Genomic DNA, 12,700 nt, shown 5'->3' with positions numbered 1-12,700 from the left:
GCATCGTTATTGCCGACGGCAAAACGCTCGCCCGAGGGCAGGACATGAATGTCGAGCCGCTCCTTCGAGACATCGATCCCTACAACGACAAAAGCAGCGTCCATCTTCTCCCATCCTTGCCTAATCGGGCTTCGCTTGCGGCCCTGGCGACTGTTCGGGGTCGATGGAACGGCGGACGAAGACCCAAGCTCTCCCACGGGCTTGGTGTCCCAAAGGAACTTCGGTCTCCCGTCCGCCACCGCACCGCTAGCAATAGCAGATGCGGCAACGTTCAAGTTACAAGGAAAAAAGATCAATCGCCGGCGACGAAGAACGCCCAGCGGCCCTCGGGCGTGATGCCGAGGCGGTAGAAGACGTAAGCGCCGTATTGCTTCATGTCCTCGTAGTCGCCGGCGGTGACGATCTTGAACAGTTCGACTTTCTGGCGCGGATCGAGCTTGTCGAGTGGGATGCCGAAGAAATAGGGCCAGACATAGAGGTCCTCGTCGGTGCCTTCGCCGAGATGGACGTAGCCCGCATTCAGAACCTCTTCCATGATGGCGAGGATTTCCTGGCCTTCGCCGTCGCCGGACAGCCCCTTGATGAAGGCGATCGGGTCGCCTTCGACTTCGGTGAAAGACAACTGCGGCATGGCATCGCCCTTGCCGATCAGCGGTCGAAGCTTTTCGATGTCACCGGTCTTGGCGGCTTCGACGAGCAGGCTGCGCATGCGCGCGACCGGCTCGGGCAGGCGGCTGAGATCATAGACGATCTCGGGCAGTGGTCCCTCGGTGTCGAGATGTGGCGCGGCAGGTCCAGTGGCGTCAGGCGTTGCCGGCTCGTCCTGGGGTTCGGTCTGCTGGTCTTCGGGCGCTTGGTCGGTGGCAGGGGGATTGGCTGCCGGCGGCGTCTGGATCGGGTCGGGCATTGGCACTGACTTTTCCGGCGTGCCCTGATCCGTCGCGGGCTTTTGCGGCGTGACAGGTGCAGGAATCTCTTCGCGCTTGATCTCGCTCAGTGCGAACGCCGTTGAGGCATGAAGCGGCAGGACAAGCGACGCGGCAAGGCCGAGAACAGCAAGTTTCAATGCGCCTCGGGGCGCCGTATCAGTCTGTGGCCGCATCAATTCCAGGCTCCGGTATTCTAGAGTGCCGCGCGTCCTATCGGATGCGCTAGTGACGCTCCACCACTTCAAATCTGCCCGGCATGATGGCGAAACCGTGTCGGCTAGTCAAAGAACTGGGGTTGGGCTCAATGCCGCAGGCGCAGCGGCTCGAAGTCGCCAGCCTCGACCTTGGCACGCATGCGGTCGAGCATTGCAAGGGCAGCGCGCTCGCCATTGGCGGCCACGATCTCGGCAAAAGCGGTCGCTAGCGCTGCTTCGGCGATGATCTCGGGCTCGATGCCGGCGGACAGTCCCTCGGCCCATGCCTCATTGTGGCTCTCGACGGCGGTCAGGCGCTTTTCTTCCCGAACCAGGGCGTCGATGTCGGTTACGCTTTGTTCCATTTCGGTCTTTCACCCTGCCAAGCGACCCGGTGATTCGGATCAACTTGAGCTATCCCTTTAATGTCCCGTTAAGACAGCTAACACAATCGGCAGGCCGTGTACCCTCGGCAATGCCGAGAAAGTAAATAGCCTGTTAATTACCGTAGCGCGAGGCGATGTCGCGGCTGAGTGCCTCGCCTTCCTTCATGTAGCGGGCAATCGCCGCAGTCGCGGACGGCGTGCAGGCAGTGTAGGCGCCGTCGAAAGAGCGATAGCCGCGGTTGAAACTGGCGATGAACCGGGCGCGGCGCTCGTGCGAGGGATTCTCGGCCTGGAGCAGCTTTTCCATCTCGCCGCGCCATTCGGTGCCCTTTTCGCCGCACAGATTGCGCAGGAAATGCAGCGACCCCAAGACTTCGGCCAGCCGCAGCAGGCCGGGCTCGAAGGGAGCGTCGACAGCCCGCGCCGGTGCTGCGAACACGGTGCTCGCGGCAAGCGTCATGGCAATCAACAAGGTCGAAGCGCGGCTCATAAGCTTTTGTGGCGAAACAATTTGTCGCCGGCAAGGCTGCAGCTCGGTCTATCCCGGCAGAATTACGTGGCCGTCCAGAAGTTCAAGCACGATCTCCAGCGTCGAATCGGTCAGCGGCAGGCGCTTGATCTCTTCGAGGTCATGAAACGCCGCCTCGTCGGCGTCGTCGCCGCTGATCGGTTCGCCGCCGATATGACGCGCGCCGAAGACGGTGAGCAGGTAGACCGAAGCACCTTCGGCTCGACTGTCGATGAGGATCTCGCGCAGCGGCACCAGCGTGCCGACAGCGATGCCGGTCTCTTCCATGAGTTCGCGGCGGGCGGCGTCCTCAAGGGTTTCATCGGCTTCGACCCGACCGCCGGGAAAGGCATAGAGGCCCTTGGAAGGCGCGCGGCCACGGCGAACGAGCATGATCGCGCGGTCGCGCAACACGGCGACCGAAACTGCGGGGACTATTGTTGCGTCGATCATCTCACCACCCTTGGCCTTGCTCCATTGGGGAGCGGCGGGCCGAGACTGCTTTAGCGGTTGCGGTCGCAGCGATCCATCGCCACTTTCAGGACGAGTATGAGCGAAGGCCAAAAATCATGTGCGGACGAATAGCGGTTCTGGCGTCACCCGACGAAACGGCCGCCTTTCTGGGCGTCGGAGATCTCGAAAGTTTTCCGCCGCGCTACAATGTGGCGCCGACGCAGCCGATTCTCGTTGTGTTGGCCGGCCCGCAGCGTCCGCCCGGCTCGAACCTGCCCGACCGCATGGCGCTGCTGGCGCGGTGGGGGCTGATCCCCGCCTGGACGAAGAACCCGGCCGACATGCCGCTTTTGATCAACGCGCGTTCCGAATCGGCGATCGAAAAGGCCTCGTTCAAGGCCGCGATGCGCCACAGGCGCGCGCTGATCCCGGTTTCCGGCTTCTACGAATGGAAAAAGCTGCCGGGCAACCGGCGCCAGCCCTATTGGCTGAGGCCGCGCAAAGGCGGTCTGGTGGCGCTGGCCGGGCTTATGGAAACTTGGAGCGAGCCGGGCGGCTCGGAGATGGACACCGCAGCCATCCTGACCACCAGCGCAAGTGCCGACATCCTGCATATCCACGACCGCATGCCGGTAGTCATCCAGCCTGAGGATTTCGCCCGCTGGCTCGACTGCCGCACCCAGGAGCCGCGCGACGTCGCCGAACTGATGCGCCCGGCACAGACCGATTTCTTCGAGCAGATTCCGGTGTCGGAACTGGTCAACAAGGTCGCCAATGTCGGGACCGAAATCCAGGAGCGGGTCGAACCGCTGCCTGAAGCAGCGCCCGCCAAGCCAAAAGTGGAAAAGCGTAAGTCCAGCGACGACGACCAGATGAAACTGTTTTGAGGTCACGCTAGAAGGTCTGCGTGTCCACGCCCATCGTTTCCGCCGCCATTTCCGGTTTTCTGCTTGGTGCGTCGCTGATCATCGCGATCGGCGCGCAGAACGCGTTCATCCTGCGCCAGGGGCTGCTGCGCCAGCACGTTTTCATCTTGAGTCTGATCTGCGCGCTGTCGGACGCATTGCTGATCGCCGCTGGCGTCGCCGGGCTAGGCACGCTGATTTCGCAATCGCCGAACCTGATCATGGCGGTGACGGTCGGCGGCGCACTGTTCCTGTTCACCTATGCGGCGATCGCCTTTCGCCGCGCCCTGAAGCCCGAAGTGCTGCAGGCGGCCGAATCGGGCGAGACGAGGCTGTGGCCGGCTGTCGCCGCCTGTCTCGCCTTCACCTTCCTCAACCCGCATGTCTATCTCGACACGGTGGTGCTGTTGGGCGGCCTTTCGGCCGCCTACGAAGGTCAGGCGCGCCTTGCCTATGGGCTCGGCGCTGCGACCGCATCGTTCGTCTGGTTCTTCGGGCTCGGCTATGGCGCCCGGCTTCTCGAGCCGGTCTTTGCCCGGCCTGCCGCGTGGCGCGTGCTCGATCTTCTGATCGGCGTGGTGATGACCGCGATCGGTCTCAGCCTGGTGAGCCGGGCCTAGGCTGCCTTGGTAAGCTTGGGCTGTGCCTTGTCTTTCTTCGGCGCGCAGATCAGCGCGGCAAGAATTGCTGCGGGGCCGATGGCCCGGTAGTGCTTGGCGAGCTCGGCGTACTGGCTACGCGCTCGGTCTGCTTCGGCTTGTTTTCGTTTCATTGGTCTCTTCCCTAAAGTCAGCTCTGTTGAGAGCGGCTGCATTTGCTTACGGATTCGGTCGAATTCGTGGCATGCAGCGCCTTTTATCCGGGCAATGTTTCATTAACGTGCCGGGATGCTTAATAAATTGTTTCGGTACTGCGTTCGTTCCGGTTCGGGCGGTAAAGTTTCATGTCGCTGCGTCTTGACGGCAACAGGTTCGTGAGGCGATAAAGCCCGTGATGAAAACGTCTTTCGCCATTTCCGGCACTTGCATTATTGGCTAGCGTTCGCGCTGGTCAGGACGTTTTCGCCTCATCTTCACACGAGACAGGTCAAACGCCCGGGCCAGCAGGCCAGGGGAGAAGCATGTCTGATTCAATGAAAAAGCCTGCGGCATTCAAGGGCTTGCGCCTTACCAACACGCTGACGCGCACGAAGGAAGACTTCGTGCCTATCGATCCGCTAAACGTGCGGATGTATGTCTGCGGGCCGACCGTCTACGACTTCGCCCATATCGGCAATGCGCGCCCGGCGATCGTTTTCGACGTGCTGTTCCGCCTGCTGCGCCATGTCTATGGCGCCGATCACGTCACCTATGTGCGCAACCTCACCGACCTCGATGACAAGATCAACGCGCGCGCCCTGCGCGACTTCCCCGATCTGCCGCTCAACGAGGCGATCAGGCGCGTCACCGAAAAGACGGCGAACCAGTACCAGGCCGACGTCAAGGCGTTGGGCTGCCTCGAGCCGACCGTCGAGCCGCGGGCAACGGAGTTCGTGCAGCCGCGTGCCGACGGCCGCGCCGACATGATCACCTTGATTCTCAGCCTCATCGAACGCGGCCATGCCTATGAAGCTGAAGGCGAGGTGCTGTTCGACACCGGCTCGATGGCGGACTACGGGCAATTGTCGAAGCGCAATCTCGACGAGCAGCAGGCAGGCGCCCGCGTCGAGGTCGAGGCGCACAAGAAGAACCCCGGCGATTTCGTTTTGTGGAAGGCGTCCTCGGCCGAAGAGCCGGGCTGGGAAAGCCCCTGGGGCCGCGGCCGCCCCGGCTGGCACATCGAGTGCTCGGCCATGGCATCGGCCTATCTCGGCGAGGTCTTCGACATTCATGGCGGCGGGCTCGACCTGATCTTCCCGCATCATGAAAACGAGATCGCCCAGTCGCGCTGCGCCCACGGCACCGAAGTCATGGCCAACTACTGGATGCACAACGGCTTCCTTCAGGTCGAGGGCCAGAAGATGTCCAAGAGCCTGGGCAACTTCTTCACCATCCAGGAACTGCTGGAGACCGAGCGTTTCGGCGGCCGTAAATGGCCGGGCGAGGTGCTCAGGCTGGCGATGCTGATGACGCATTATCGCGAGCCGATCGATTTTAGCGTGAGGAAGCTGGAGGAGGCCGAGAACACGCTTCGCAAATGGAAGCGCGCGGCAGACGCGGCTGGCACGGCGGACAGTCACGTTCCCGAAGCACTGGTTGCGGCGCTGAGCGATGACCTGGCAACGGCCACCGCGTTCCATGGGTTGTCGCAGCTGGCGAGCGAGGCGGCTGCGAATGTCGAAGCGGCTGCGAGATTGAAAGCGGCACTGCTGTTTCTCGGTTTTGGGCTGGATGCGGCCGAGGTCGACGAGGCTGCTGTTGCCGACGTGATCGCGGAACGCCTCGCCTTCATCGCTGCCAAAAACTGGGCCGAGGCGGATCGCATTCGCGACGAGCTTCTGGCGCAGGGCGTGCAGCTCAAGGACGGCAAGGATCCGGTTTCGGGCGAGCGCGTGACGACCTGGGAGGTCAAGCGGTGATGATGGTGGTGCACGGCGTGGATAGGTTGGGGCTGTATGCCCCCCTCTGCCCTGCCGGGCATCTCCCCCTCAAGGGGGGAGATCATGCTGTGGCGGCGTTTTGCCTTGGCTTGAAACGTTGGCGATTGGGCTGGTCGGTAGATGACAGTGTGATCTCCCCCCTTGAGGGGGAGATGCCCGGCAGGGCAGAGGGGGGTAGGCGGCAATGACCCACTACTCAGTTCCTCAGGCCAACCGTCGCAATGCGCGCAAGATGCGCAAGCAGATGACCGATACAGAGCTGAAACTCTGGAATGAGTTGAGAGCGCACCGCCTGATGGGACTGGGTTTTCGGCGGCAGTTGCCGATTGCCGGTTACATTGTCGATTTTGCCTGCCCGACACACAAGTTGATTGTTGAGATCGACGGCTCGCAACATGGCTCAGCCGATATTGCGGAAGCGGATGCCGTGCGCACCGCCAAGCTGGAAGACCACGGCTGGACCATTGTCCGCTTCTGGAACGATGACATTCTTCGCGCTATCGACAATGTCTACCAGCATATCGTCATCTGTGCCGGCCAAGGCGGACCGGTCGGAGCCACCCGCATGAAGGAGGAGTTCGTGCAATGATCGACCATACTGGAATTTCGGTTGCCGATTTCGACAAGGCGAAGGCCTTCTTCGACAAGGCATTCGCGCCGCTCGGCGCGTCGTTTCTGATGATGGTACCGGGCGAACATACCGGTGGCGTCAAGGTTGGTGGTTATGGCCGCGAGCGCCCGGTGTTCTGGCTGCATGAGGCGGAAGCCGGGCCGGGGCGCCACTACGCATTCACCGCGCGCAGCCGCGCCGAGGTCGATGCGTTTTATGCGGCTGCGATCGCAGCTGGTGGCAAGGATAATGGCGGGCCGGGCCCGCGGCCGCACTATCATCCCGACTATTATGCCGCCTTCGTGTTCGATCCCGACGGCAACAACATCGAGGCGGTATGCCATGCGCCGGCATAGGGGAAAGCCATGATGAGCCTCGACAACAAGCCTGTTTATACCGGCGGTTGCCAATGCGGCGCGGTGCGTTTTCACATCGAAGGCGCGCTCGGCGACGCCTCGGTCTGCCACTGCCGCATGTGCCAAAAGGCGTTCGGCAATTTTTATGCGCCGCTTGTCTCTGTTCGGCAGGCGAAACTGACGTGGACGCGCGGCGAGCCGAAAAAATTCCGCTCCTCGAACTTCGCCTTTCGCGGCTTTTGCGGTGAATGCGGCACGCCTCTGAGCTACGAGGCACCGGACGGTGTCGCCTTGGCGATCGCAGCCTTCGACGAGCCGGAAGAGATCGCGCCGACGATCCAGTGGGGCATCGAGGCCAAGCTGCCTTACGTCGACCATATCCACGAACTGCCCGGACAAAGCACGGAAGAAGACGCCGAAGCGGCCGGCTTCATCAACGATATCGTGTCTTACCAGCATCCCGACCACGACACCGAGCAATGGCCACCGGAGGTCAGGACATGAGCGATCCGTTCACCGGAGGCTGCCAGTGCGGGGCGGTGCGCTACAGCGCCGAGCCGATCGTCGACAACGCTCATATCTGCCATTGCCGCATGTGCCAGAAGGCGGTCGGCAACTTCTTTGCCGCGCTCGTCGGGGCACCGAAGGAGACGACGACCTGGACGCGCGGCGAGCCGGCTGTGTTTCGAAGTTCCGAAAATGTCGAGCGCGGCTATTGCCGAGATTGTGGCACGCCGCTGTTCTACAATGGCGTCGACAGCAAATATATCAGCTTGACCATCGGCTCCCTGGACCACCCCGAGCGGCTGAAGCCACAATCGCAGGACAGTATTGAGGGGCGCATGCCTTGGTTTGCCGAGCTGACTTCGGTGCCGGACTCGGGCGAGAGCGAAGATGTCGACTCGCCAGAATGGACAGCGGCGATCAAGGCGTCGAACCGCCAGCACCCAGATCACGATACTGAACAATGGCCACCGGAGAAAAGGTCATGACCGAGACAGTTAGAACCGGCGGCTGCCAGTGCGGCGCTGTGCGTTTTCGCATCCATGGCGCGCTTGGGCGCACGTCCATTTGCCATTGCCGCATGTGCCAGAAGCAATTCGGCTCATTCTTCGGCGCTTTTGTCGGTGTTCCGACGGACGGTGTCGAATGGATTCGCGAGGAGCCGAGCTACTTCCAGTCCTCGGTCAATATTGCGCGCGGCTTCTGCCAGCGCTGCGGCACGCCGATGACCTACCGCCAGCCGGACGGGCTCGAAATCTCCATCGGTTCGTTCGATGACCGCTCCGATCTCGCGCCGACGATCCAGATCAACCATGGCGCCCGGCTGCCCTGGGTCGAGACGATCTTCGACCAGCCGATCCACGACAACCCCGACTATTACAAGCGGCAGGAGCAGATCATCTCCTTCCAGCATCCCGACCAAGAAACGGCCAACTGGCCGGAACACGGACTGAAACTATGAGCACCGAATTGCGCGGCCTTTACCCCGAGATCGAACCCTTCGACAGCGGCATGCTCGATGTCGGCGACGGCCACCAGATCTATTGGGAACGCTCCGGCACCAAGGGCGGCAAGCCGGCGGTGTTTTTGCATGGCGGTCCGGGCGGTGCGACCTCCCCCAAACATCGCCGCCTGTTCGATCCGAAGCTCTACGACATCATGCTGTTCGACCAGCGCGGCTGCGGAAAATCCGTGCCCAACGCCTCGCTCGACGCCAACACGACCTGGCATCTCGTCGCCGACATCGAACGGCTGCGCGAGATGGCCGGCTTCGACAAATGGCTGGTGTTCGGTGGCTCCTGGGGTTCGACGCTGGCGCTGGCCTATGCCGAAACGCACCCTGACCGCGTCAGCGAGCTCGTGGTGCGCGGCATCTACACGCTGACCCGTGCCGAACTCGAATGGTACTACCAGTTCGGCGTCTCCGAGATGTTCCCCGATAAGTGGGAACGCTTCGTCGCCCCGATCCCTGAGGCCGAGCGCGGCGACATGATGGCCGCCTATCGCAAGCGGCTCGTCGGTGACGACCACAAGACCAAGGTGCAAGCAGCCCTTGCCTGGAGCCTGTGGGAAGGCGAGACGATCACGCTGCTGCCTGACCCCGATACCAGCGGCAAGTTCGGCGAGGACGACTTCGCCGTCGCCTTCGCCCGCATCGAAAACCACTATTTCGTCCATGCCGGCTGGATGGACGAAGGCCAGCTGATCCGCGACGCCCACAAGCTGCGCGACATTCCCGGCGTCATCGTCCATGGGCGTTATGACATGCCATGCCCGGCGAAATATGCCTGGGCGCTGCACAAGGCCTGGCCGCAAGCCGAGTTCCATCTTATCGAGGGCGCGGGCCACGCTTATTCGGAACCGGGCATATTGGACCAGCTGGTCAGGGCGACCGACAGGTTCGCAGGGAAATGACAATGGCACGCGAACGCATCTATCTCTTCGACACGACACTGCGCGACGGCCAGCAGACGCCGGGCATCGACTTTTCGGTCGAAGACAAGATCGCGATCGCCACCATGCTCGACGAGTTCGGCCTCGACTATGTCGAGGGCGGCTATCCCGGCGCGAACCCAACCGATACGGCGTTCTTCACAGAAAAGCGGACCAAGCGGGCGAAGTTCGTTGCCTTCGGCATGACCAAGCGGGCAGGGGTGTCGGCTTCCAACGACCCGGGCCTTGCAACCTTGCTGCAGGCCAAGTCGGACGGCATCTGCTACGTCGCCAAGAGCTGGGACTATCATGTCCGTGTCGCCCTTGGCGTGACCAACGAGGAAAACCTCGAATCGATCCAGGCCTCCGTTGAAGCTGCCCGCGCGGCCGGCAAGGAGCCGATGGTCGATTGCGAGCATTTCTTCGACGGCTTCAAGGCCAATCCCGACTATGCGCTGGCTTGCGCCCGCACGGCCTATGATGCCGGAGCGCGCTGGGTGGTGTTGTGCGACACCAATGGCGGCACCCAGCCGGCCGAGGTGCGCGAGATCGTGGCCAAGGTGATCGCTGCGGGCATTCCGGGCGCCAACCTCGGCATCCATGCCCATGACGACACCGGCCAGGCGGTAGCCAATTCGCTGGCGGCCATCGAAGCCGGCGTGCGCCAGGTTCAAGGCACCATCAACGGCATCGGCGAACGCTGCGGCAACGCCAATCTGATCACCATCGTGCCGACGCTGGCGCTGAAGCCGCATTTTGCCGAACGTTTCGAGACCGGCGTTTCGGCTGATGCCCTAGCTGGCATCTCAAGGCTGTCGCGCGCGTTCGACGAGTTGCTCAACCGCGCGCCCGAAGCGCAGTCGCCCTATGTTGGAGCTTCCGCCTTCGCCACCAAGGCCGGCATCCACGCATCGGCCATCGCCAAGGAACCCAAGACCTACGAGCACGTGCCGCCGGAGATGGTGGGCAATCGCCGCAAGGTGATGGTGTCGGACCAGGGCGGCAAGGCCAATTTCATTGCCGAGCTCAAGCGGCGCGGCATCGACGTGCCCAAGGACGACCGCCGGCTCGATTCGCTGATTTCGGTGGTCAAGGAGCGCGAGGCCGAGGGTTATGCCTATGAAGGGGCTGATGCCAGCTTCGAACTTCTGGCGCGCAGCATGCTGCACGAGGTGCCGGAGTTCTTCCGCGTGACCTCGTTCCGCTGCCTTGTCGAGCGGCGTTTCGACGCCAATGGCAACCTCAAGACCGTATCGGAAGCGGTGGTGAAGGTACTGGTCGACGGCGAGGAAAAGATGTCGGTTGCCGAGGGTGACGGTCCCATAAATGCGCTCGACATCGCGCTGCGCAAGGATCTCGGCAAGTTCCAGAACGAGATCGGCGACCTCGAGCTTGTCGACTACAAGGTGCGTATCCTCAATGGCGGCACCGAGGCGATAACCCGCGTGCTGATCGAATCGCATGACAGCACCGGCGCGCGCTGGTGGACGGTGGGTGTTTCGACCAACATCATCGACGCGTCGTTCCAGGCGCTGATGGATTCGATCATCTACAAGCTGATGAAAAACCGCGAGATGGCCGGGCTGGCGGCGGCGGAATAGCAGCTGGCTTGGAGAGTTAGGGCCGGCGCCAAAAGCTGGCCCTATCGATTGATCCATCAATGAAAAGCGGGTGGACCATCAGTATTTTGAAATGGCCTGTCCGGACAAGCGGGCGCATAGGATCGCGCCATGAGCATCAACACGCCTGCGATCACTAAGGACGAAGCCTCCCGCGGCTTCCTTTTTGCCCTTTCGGCCTATCTGATGTGGGGTTTTTTGCCTTTCTACATGAAGGCTGTGGCCCATATTCCCGCCCCTGAGGTGATCGCGCACCGCATCACCTGGTCGATTCCGATCGCCGCTTTGTTGCTGTGGTGGCTTGGCCGCACCTCCGACATCAAGGTGGCCCTGCGCAATCCGCGCACGCTTTTGATGGGCACGCTGACGGCAACCCTGATCACCATCAATTGGGGCGTCTATGTCTGGGCGATCGGCAATGACCGCGCGCTCGAAACCGCGCTCGGCTATTATATCAACCCGCTGTTCAGCGTGTTCTTGGGCGCTGTCGTGCTTGGCGAGAAGCTGACCCGGGCGCAAATGGTGGCGATAGGGCTCGCGGTGATAGCCGTTGGGCTGCTGACCTGGGAAAGCGGCGGTTTGCCGTGGGTTTCCATCGTTCTGGCGCTGTCCTGGGGCTTTTACGCGCTGTTCAAGAAGACGCTGCCGATCGGCCCGGCGCAGGGTTTCTTCCTCGAAGTGCTGATCCTCGGGCTGCCGGCGCTGGGCTACATCTTTTATCTCCAGACGACCGGCGCCGGCCATTTCGGCACCACCGGCATGACCGACGTCTGGCTGATGCTCGGCTGCGGCGTGGTCACTGCCGTGCCGCTGATCCTGTTTGCCAATGGCGCCAAGCTGCTCAGGATGTCGACAATCGGCATCATGCAGTACATCGCGCCGACGATGATCTTCGTCATTGCGATCTTCATCTTCCACGAGCCGTTCTCGAGCGAGCGCGCGGTGGCTTTTGGCCTGATCTGGGTGGCGCTCGCGATCTACACTTGGTCGATGTTTTCCGAGCGCTCGAAGAACGGTTGATTGGGCAAGCGAATGTACCAGCTCTATATCGCCAACAAGAACTATTCGTCCTGGTCGCTCAGGCCCTGGGTGTTGATGCGCACGCTAGGCATTCCATTCACTGAGCGGCAGGTGCCGTTTGGAAACCTGCCTGGTCAGCCGGATTTCCGTTCGTTTTCGCCGAATGGCTGCGTTCCGTGCCTGATCGACGGCGACATCGCGGTCTGGGATTCGCTATCGATCGTCGAGTATCTCGCCGAGCGCCATCCAGGCGTGTGGCCGGCCGATGCTGTTGCGCGCGCCTGGGCGCGTTCGGCGGCGGCCGAGATGCACTCCGGTTTTCAAACGTTGCGCAATGTCTGCGGCATGAGCTGCGGCGTGCGTGTCAGCCTCAGGGAGCGGCCGGCGGGGCTGGAAAAAGATATCGCGCGCATTGGTGCGCTGTGGAACCAGGGGCTCGAGCGCTTCGGCGGCCCGTTCCTCGCGGGAGACACATTCACAGCGGTGGATGCGTTCTTCGCCCCGGTCGTTTTTCGGGCACAGACCTACACGCTCGATTTCGTCGGAAATTCAAGCGAATACATCGCCATGATGCTCAAGACCGTGGCCATGCGCGATTGGTACGATGCGGCGTTGGCGGAGACCTGGCGCGATCCGCCGCATGAAGACGAGATTTTGGCCTCGGGCGTCATCACGGCCGATCTGCGTGCCTTGGCCTAACGGCCGT

17 protein-coding genes and 1 pseudogene are annotated in these 12,700 nt (G+C 62.1%); 12 read left to right on the top strand and 6 right to left on the bottom strand.

Features of this window, described 5'->3' with window-relative positions:
- The 5 genes and pseudogenes from AC1DWF_RS04515 to AC1DWF_RS04495 form a co-directional block, all read right to left on the bottom strand.
- A pseudogene (locus tag AC1DWF_RS04515) lies at positions 1-104 on the bottom strand (IS110 family transposase); the annotation flags it as partial.
- A 188-nt stretch (positions 105-292) separates the two neighbouring features.
- A complete protein-coding gene (locus AC1DWF_RS04510; RefSeq protein ID WP_476785297.1) occupies positions 293-1,102 on the bottom strand; it encodes a hypothetical protein in 810 nt (269 codons plus the stop codon).
- A gap of 128 nt (positions 1,103-1,230) precedes the next feature.
- Positions 1,231-1,488 carry a hypothetical protein gene (locus AC1DWF_RS04505; RefSeq protein WP_476785296.1) on the bottom strand — a complete coding sequence of 86 codons (258 nt, stop codon included), beginning with the start codon at positions 1,486-1,488 and terminating at the stop codon, positions 1,231-1,233.
- 133 nt (positions 1,489-1,621) lie between these two features.
- Positions 1,622-1,999 (bottom strand): TIGR02301 family protein, encoded by a 378-nt coding sequence (locus AC1DWF_RS04500; RefSeq protein ID WP_476789008.1) that lies wholly within the window; start codon positions 1,997-1,999, stop codon positions 1,622-1,624.
- Between the two features lie 48 nt (positions 2,000-2,047).
- A complete protein-coding gene (locus AC1DWF_RS04495; protein WP_476785294.1) occupies positions 2,048-2,470 on the bottom strand; it encodes an NUDIX hydrolase in 423 nt (140 codons plus the stop codon).
- A gap of 116 nt (positions 2,471-2,586) precedes the next feature.
- On the opposite strand from AC1DWF_RS04495, the gene AC1DWF_RS04490 reads away from it, so the two are divergent.
- Together AC1DWF_RS04490 and AC1DWF_RS04485 are read left to right on the top strand one after the other, a co-directional pair.
- Positions 2,587-3,357, top strand: a complete 771-nt coding sequence (locus AC1DWF_RS04490) for an SOS response-associated peptidase (protein WP_476785293.1) — start codon at positions 2,587-2,589, stop codon at positions 3,355-3,357.
- Between the two features lie 32 nt (positions 3,358-3,389).
- Positions 3,390-3,995: a LysE/ArgO family amino acid transporter gene (locus AC1DWF_RS04485; RefSeq protein WP_476785298.1), complete on the top strand. Its 606-nt coding sequence runs from the start codon at positions 3,390-3,392 to the stop codon at positions 3,993-3,995.
- Here AC1DWF_RS04485 and AC1DWF_RS04480 read toward each other — a convergent pair.
- Positions 3,992-4,147, bottom strand: coding sequence for a transcriptional regulator (locus AC1DWF_RS04480; protein ID WP_476785292.1), 156 nt, complete (start codon positions 4,145-4,147; stop codon positions 3,992-3,994). The genes AC1DWF_RS04485 and AC1DWF_RS04480 overlap by 4 nt on opposite strands.
- A gap of 348 nt (positions 4,148-4,495) precedes the next feature.
- On the opposite strand from AC1DWF_RS04480, the gene cysS reads away from it, so the two are divergent.
- From cysS to AC1DWF_RS04430, 10 genes are all read left to right on the top strand, one after another.
- Positions 4,496-5,932, top strand: a complete 1,437-nt coding sequence (gene cysS, locus AC1DWF_RS04475) for a cysteine--tRNA ligase (protein WP_476785291.1) — start codon at positions 4,496-4,498, stop codon at positions 5,930-5,932.
- 205 nt (positions 5,933-6,137) lie between these two features.
- Complete coding sequence (locus tag AC1DWF_RS04470; protein ID WP_476783851.1) at positions 6,138-6,542, top strand: endonuclease domain-containing protein; 405 nt, start codon at positions 6,138-6,140, stop codon at positions 6,540-6,542.
- Positions 6,539-6,919: a VOC family protein gene (locus tag AC1DWF_RS04465; RefSeq protein WP_476783850.1), complete on the top strand. Its 381-nt coding sequence runs from the start codon at positions 6,539-6,541 to the stop codon at positions 6,917-6,919. The genes AC1DWF_RS04470 and AC1DWF_RS04465 overlap by 4 nt, the downstream gene beginning before the upstream one ends.
- Before the next feature lie 12 nt (positions 6,920-6,931).
- A complete protein-coding gene (locus AC1DWF_RS04460) occupies positions 6,932-7,423 on the top strand; it encodes a GFA family protein (protein WP_476783852.1) in 492 nt (163 codons plus the stop codon).
- Complete coding sequence (locus AC1DWF_RS04455) at positions 7,420-7,911, top strand: GFA family protein (RefSeq protein ID WP_476783849.1); 492 nt, start codon at positions 7,420-7,422, stop codon at positions 7,909-7,911. The genes AC1DWF_RS04460 and AC1DWF_RS04455 overlap by 4 nt, the downstream gene beginning before the upstream one ends.
- Complete coding sequence (locus tag AC1DWF_RS04450) at positions 7,908-8,384, top strand: GFA family protein (protein WP_476783848.1); 477 nt, start codon at positions 7,908-7,910, stop codon at positions 8,382-8,384. The genes AC1DWF_RS04455 and AC1DWF_RS04450 overlap by 4 nt, the downstream gene beginning before the upstream one ends.
- Positions 8,381-9,337, top strand: a complete 957-nt coding sequence (gene pip / locus AC1DWF_RS04445; protein ID WP_476783847.1) for a prolyl aminopeptidase — start codon at positions 8,381-8,383, stop codon at positions 9,335-9,337. The genes AC1DWF_RS04450 and pip overlap by 4 nt, the downstream gene beginning before the upstream one ends.
- Positions 9,334-10,956 (top strand): citramalate synthase, encoded by a 1,623-nt coding sequence (gene cimA, locus AC1DWF_RS04440; RefSeq protein WP_476783846.1) that lies wholly within the window; start codon positions 9,334-9,336, stop codon positions 10,954-10,956. The genes pip and cimA overlap by 4 nt, the downstream gene beginning before the upstream one ends.
- A 129-nt stretch (positions 10,957-11,085) precedes the next feature.
- Entirely contained in the window at positions 11,086-11,994 is a 909-nt protein-coding gene (gene rarD / locus AC1DWF_RS04435) for an EamA family transporter RarD (RefSeq protein ID WP_476783845.1), read from the top strand.
- Positions 11,995-12,006: 12 nt separating this feature from the next.
- Entirely contained in the window at positions 12,007-12,693 is a 687-nt protein-coding gene (locus AC1DWF_RS04430) for a glutathione S-transferase family protein (RefSeq protein ID WP_476783844.1), read from the top strand.
- Positions 12,694-12,700: the final 7 nt, after the last annotated feature.

This window comes from Aminobacter sp. P4_D5 (genome assembly GCF_056401815.1).
This window is presented reverse-complemented; position numbering and strand designations above follow the sequence as displayed.

Coding starts and splice junctions, on each gene's coding strand:
- AC1DWF_RS04510 (WP_476785297.1), bottom strand. CDS start 1,102: ATGCGGCCACAGACTGATACGGCGCCCCGAGGCGCATTGAAACTTGCT.
- AC1DWF_RS04505 (WP_476785296.1), bottom strand. CDS start 1,488: ATGGAACAAAGCGTAACCGACATCGACGCCCTGGTTCGGGAAGAAAAG.
- AC1DWF_RS04500 (WP_476789008.1), bottom strand. CDS start 1,999: ATGAGCCGCGCTTCGACCTTGTTGATTGCCATGACGCTTGCCGCGAGC.
- AC1DWF_RS04495 (WP_476785294.1), bottom strand. CDS start 2,470: ATGATCGACGCAACAATAGTCCCCGCAGTTTCGGTCGCCGTGTTGCGC.
- AC1DWF_RS04490 (WP_476785293.1), top strand. CDS start 2,587: ATGTGCGGACGAATAGCGGTTCTGGCGTCACCCGACGAAACGGCCGCC.
- AC1DWF_RS04480 (WP_476785292.1), bottom strand. CDS start 4,147: ATGAAACGAAAACAAGCCGAAGCAGACCGAGCGCGTAGCCAGTACGCC.
- cysS (WP_476785291.1), top strand. CDS start 4,496: ATGTCTGATTCAATGAAAAAGCCTGCGGCATTCAAGGGCTTGCGCCTT.
- AC1DWF_RS04470 (WP_476783851.1), top strand. CDS start 6,138: ATGACCCACTACTCAGTTCCTCAGGCCAACCGTCGCAATGCGCGCAAG.
- AC1DWF_RS04465 (WP_476783850.1), top strand. CDS start 6,539: ATGATCGACCATACTGGAATTTCGGTTGCCGATTTCGACAAGGCGAAG.
- AC1DWF_RS04460 (WP_476783852.1), top strand. CDS start 6,932: ATGAGCCTCGACAACAAGCCTGTTTATACCGGCGGTTGCCAATGCGGC.
- AC1DWF_RS04455 (WP_476783849.1), top strand. CDS start 7,420: ATGAGCGATCCGTTCACCGGAGGCTGCCAGTGCGGGGCGGTGCGCTAC.
- AC1DWF_RS04450 (WP_476783848.1), top strand. CDS start 7,908: ATGACCGAGACAGTTAGAACCGGCGGCTGCCAGTGCGGCGCTGTGCGT.
- pip (WP_476783847.1), top strand. CDS start 8,381: ATGAGCACCGAATTGCGCGGCCTTTACCCCGAGATCGAACCCTTCGAC.
- cimA (WP_476783846.1), top strand. CDS start 9,334: ATGACAATGGCACGCGAACGCATCTATCTCTTCGACACGACACTGCGC.
- rarD (WP_476783845.1), top strand. CDS start 11,086: ATGAGCATCAACACGCCTGCGATCACTAAGGACGAAGCCTCCCGCGGC.
- AC1DWF_RS04430 (WP_476783844.1), top strand. CDS start 12,007: ATGTACCAGCTCTATATCGCCAACAAGAACTATTCGTCCTGGTCGCTC.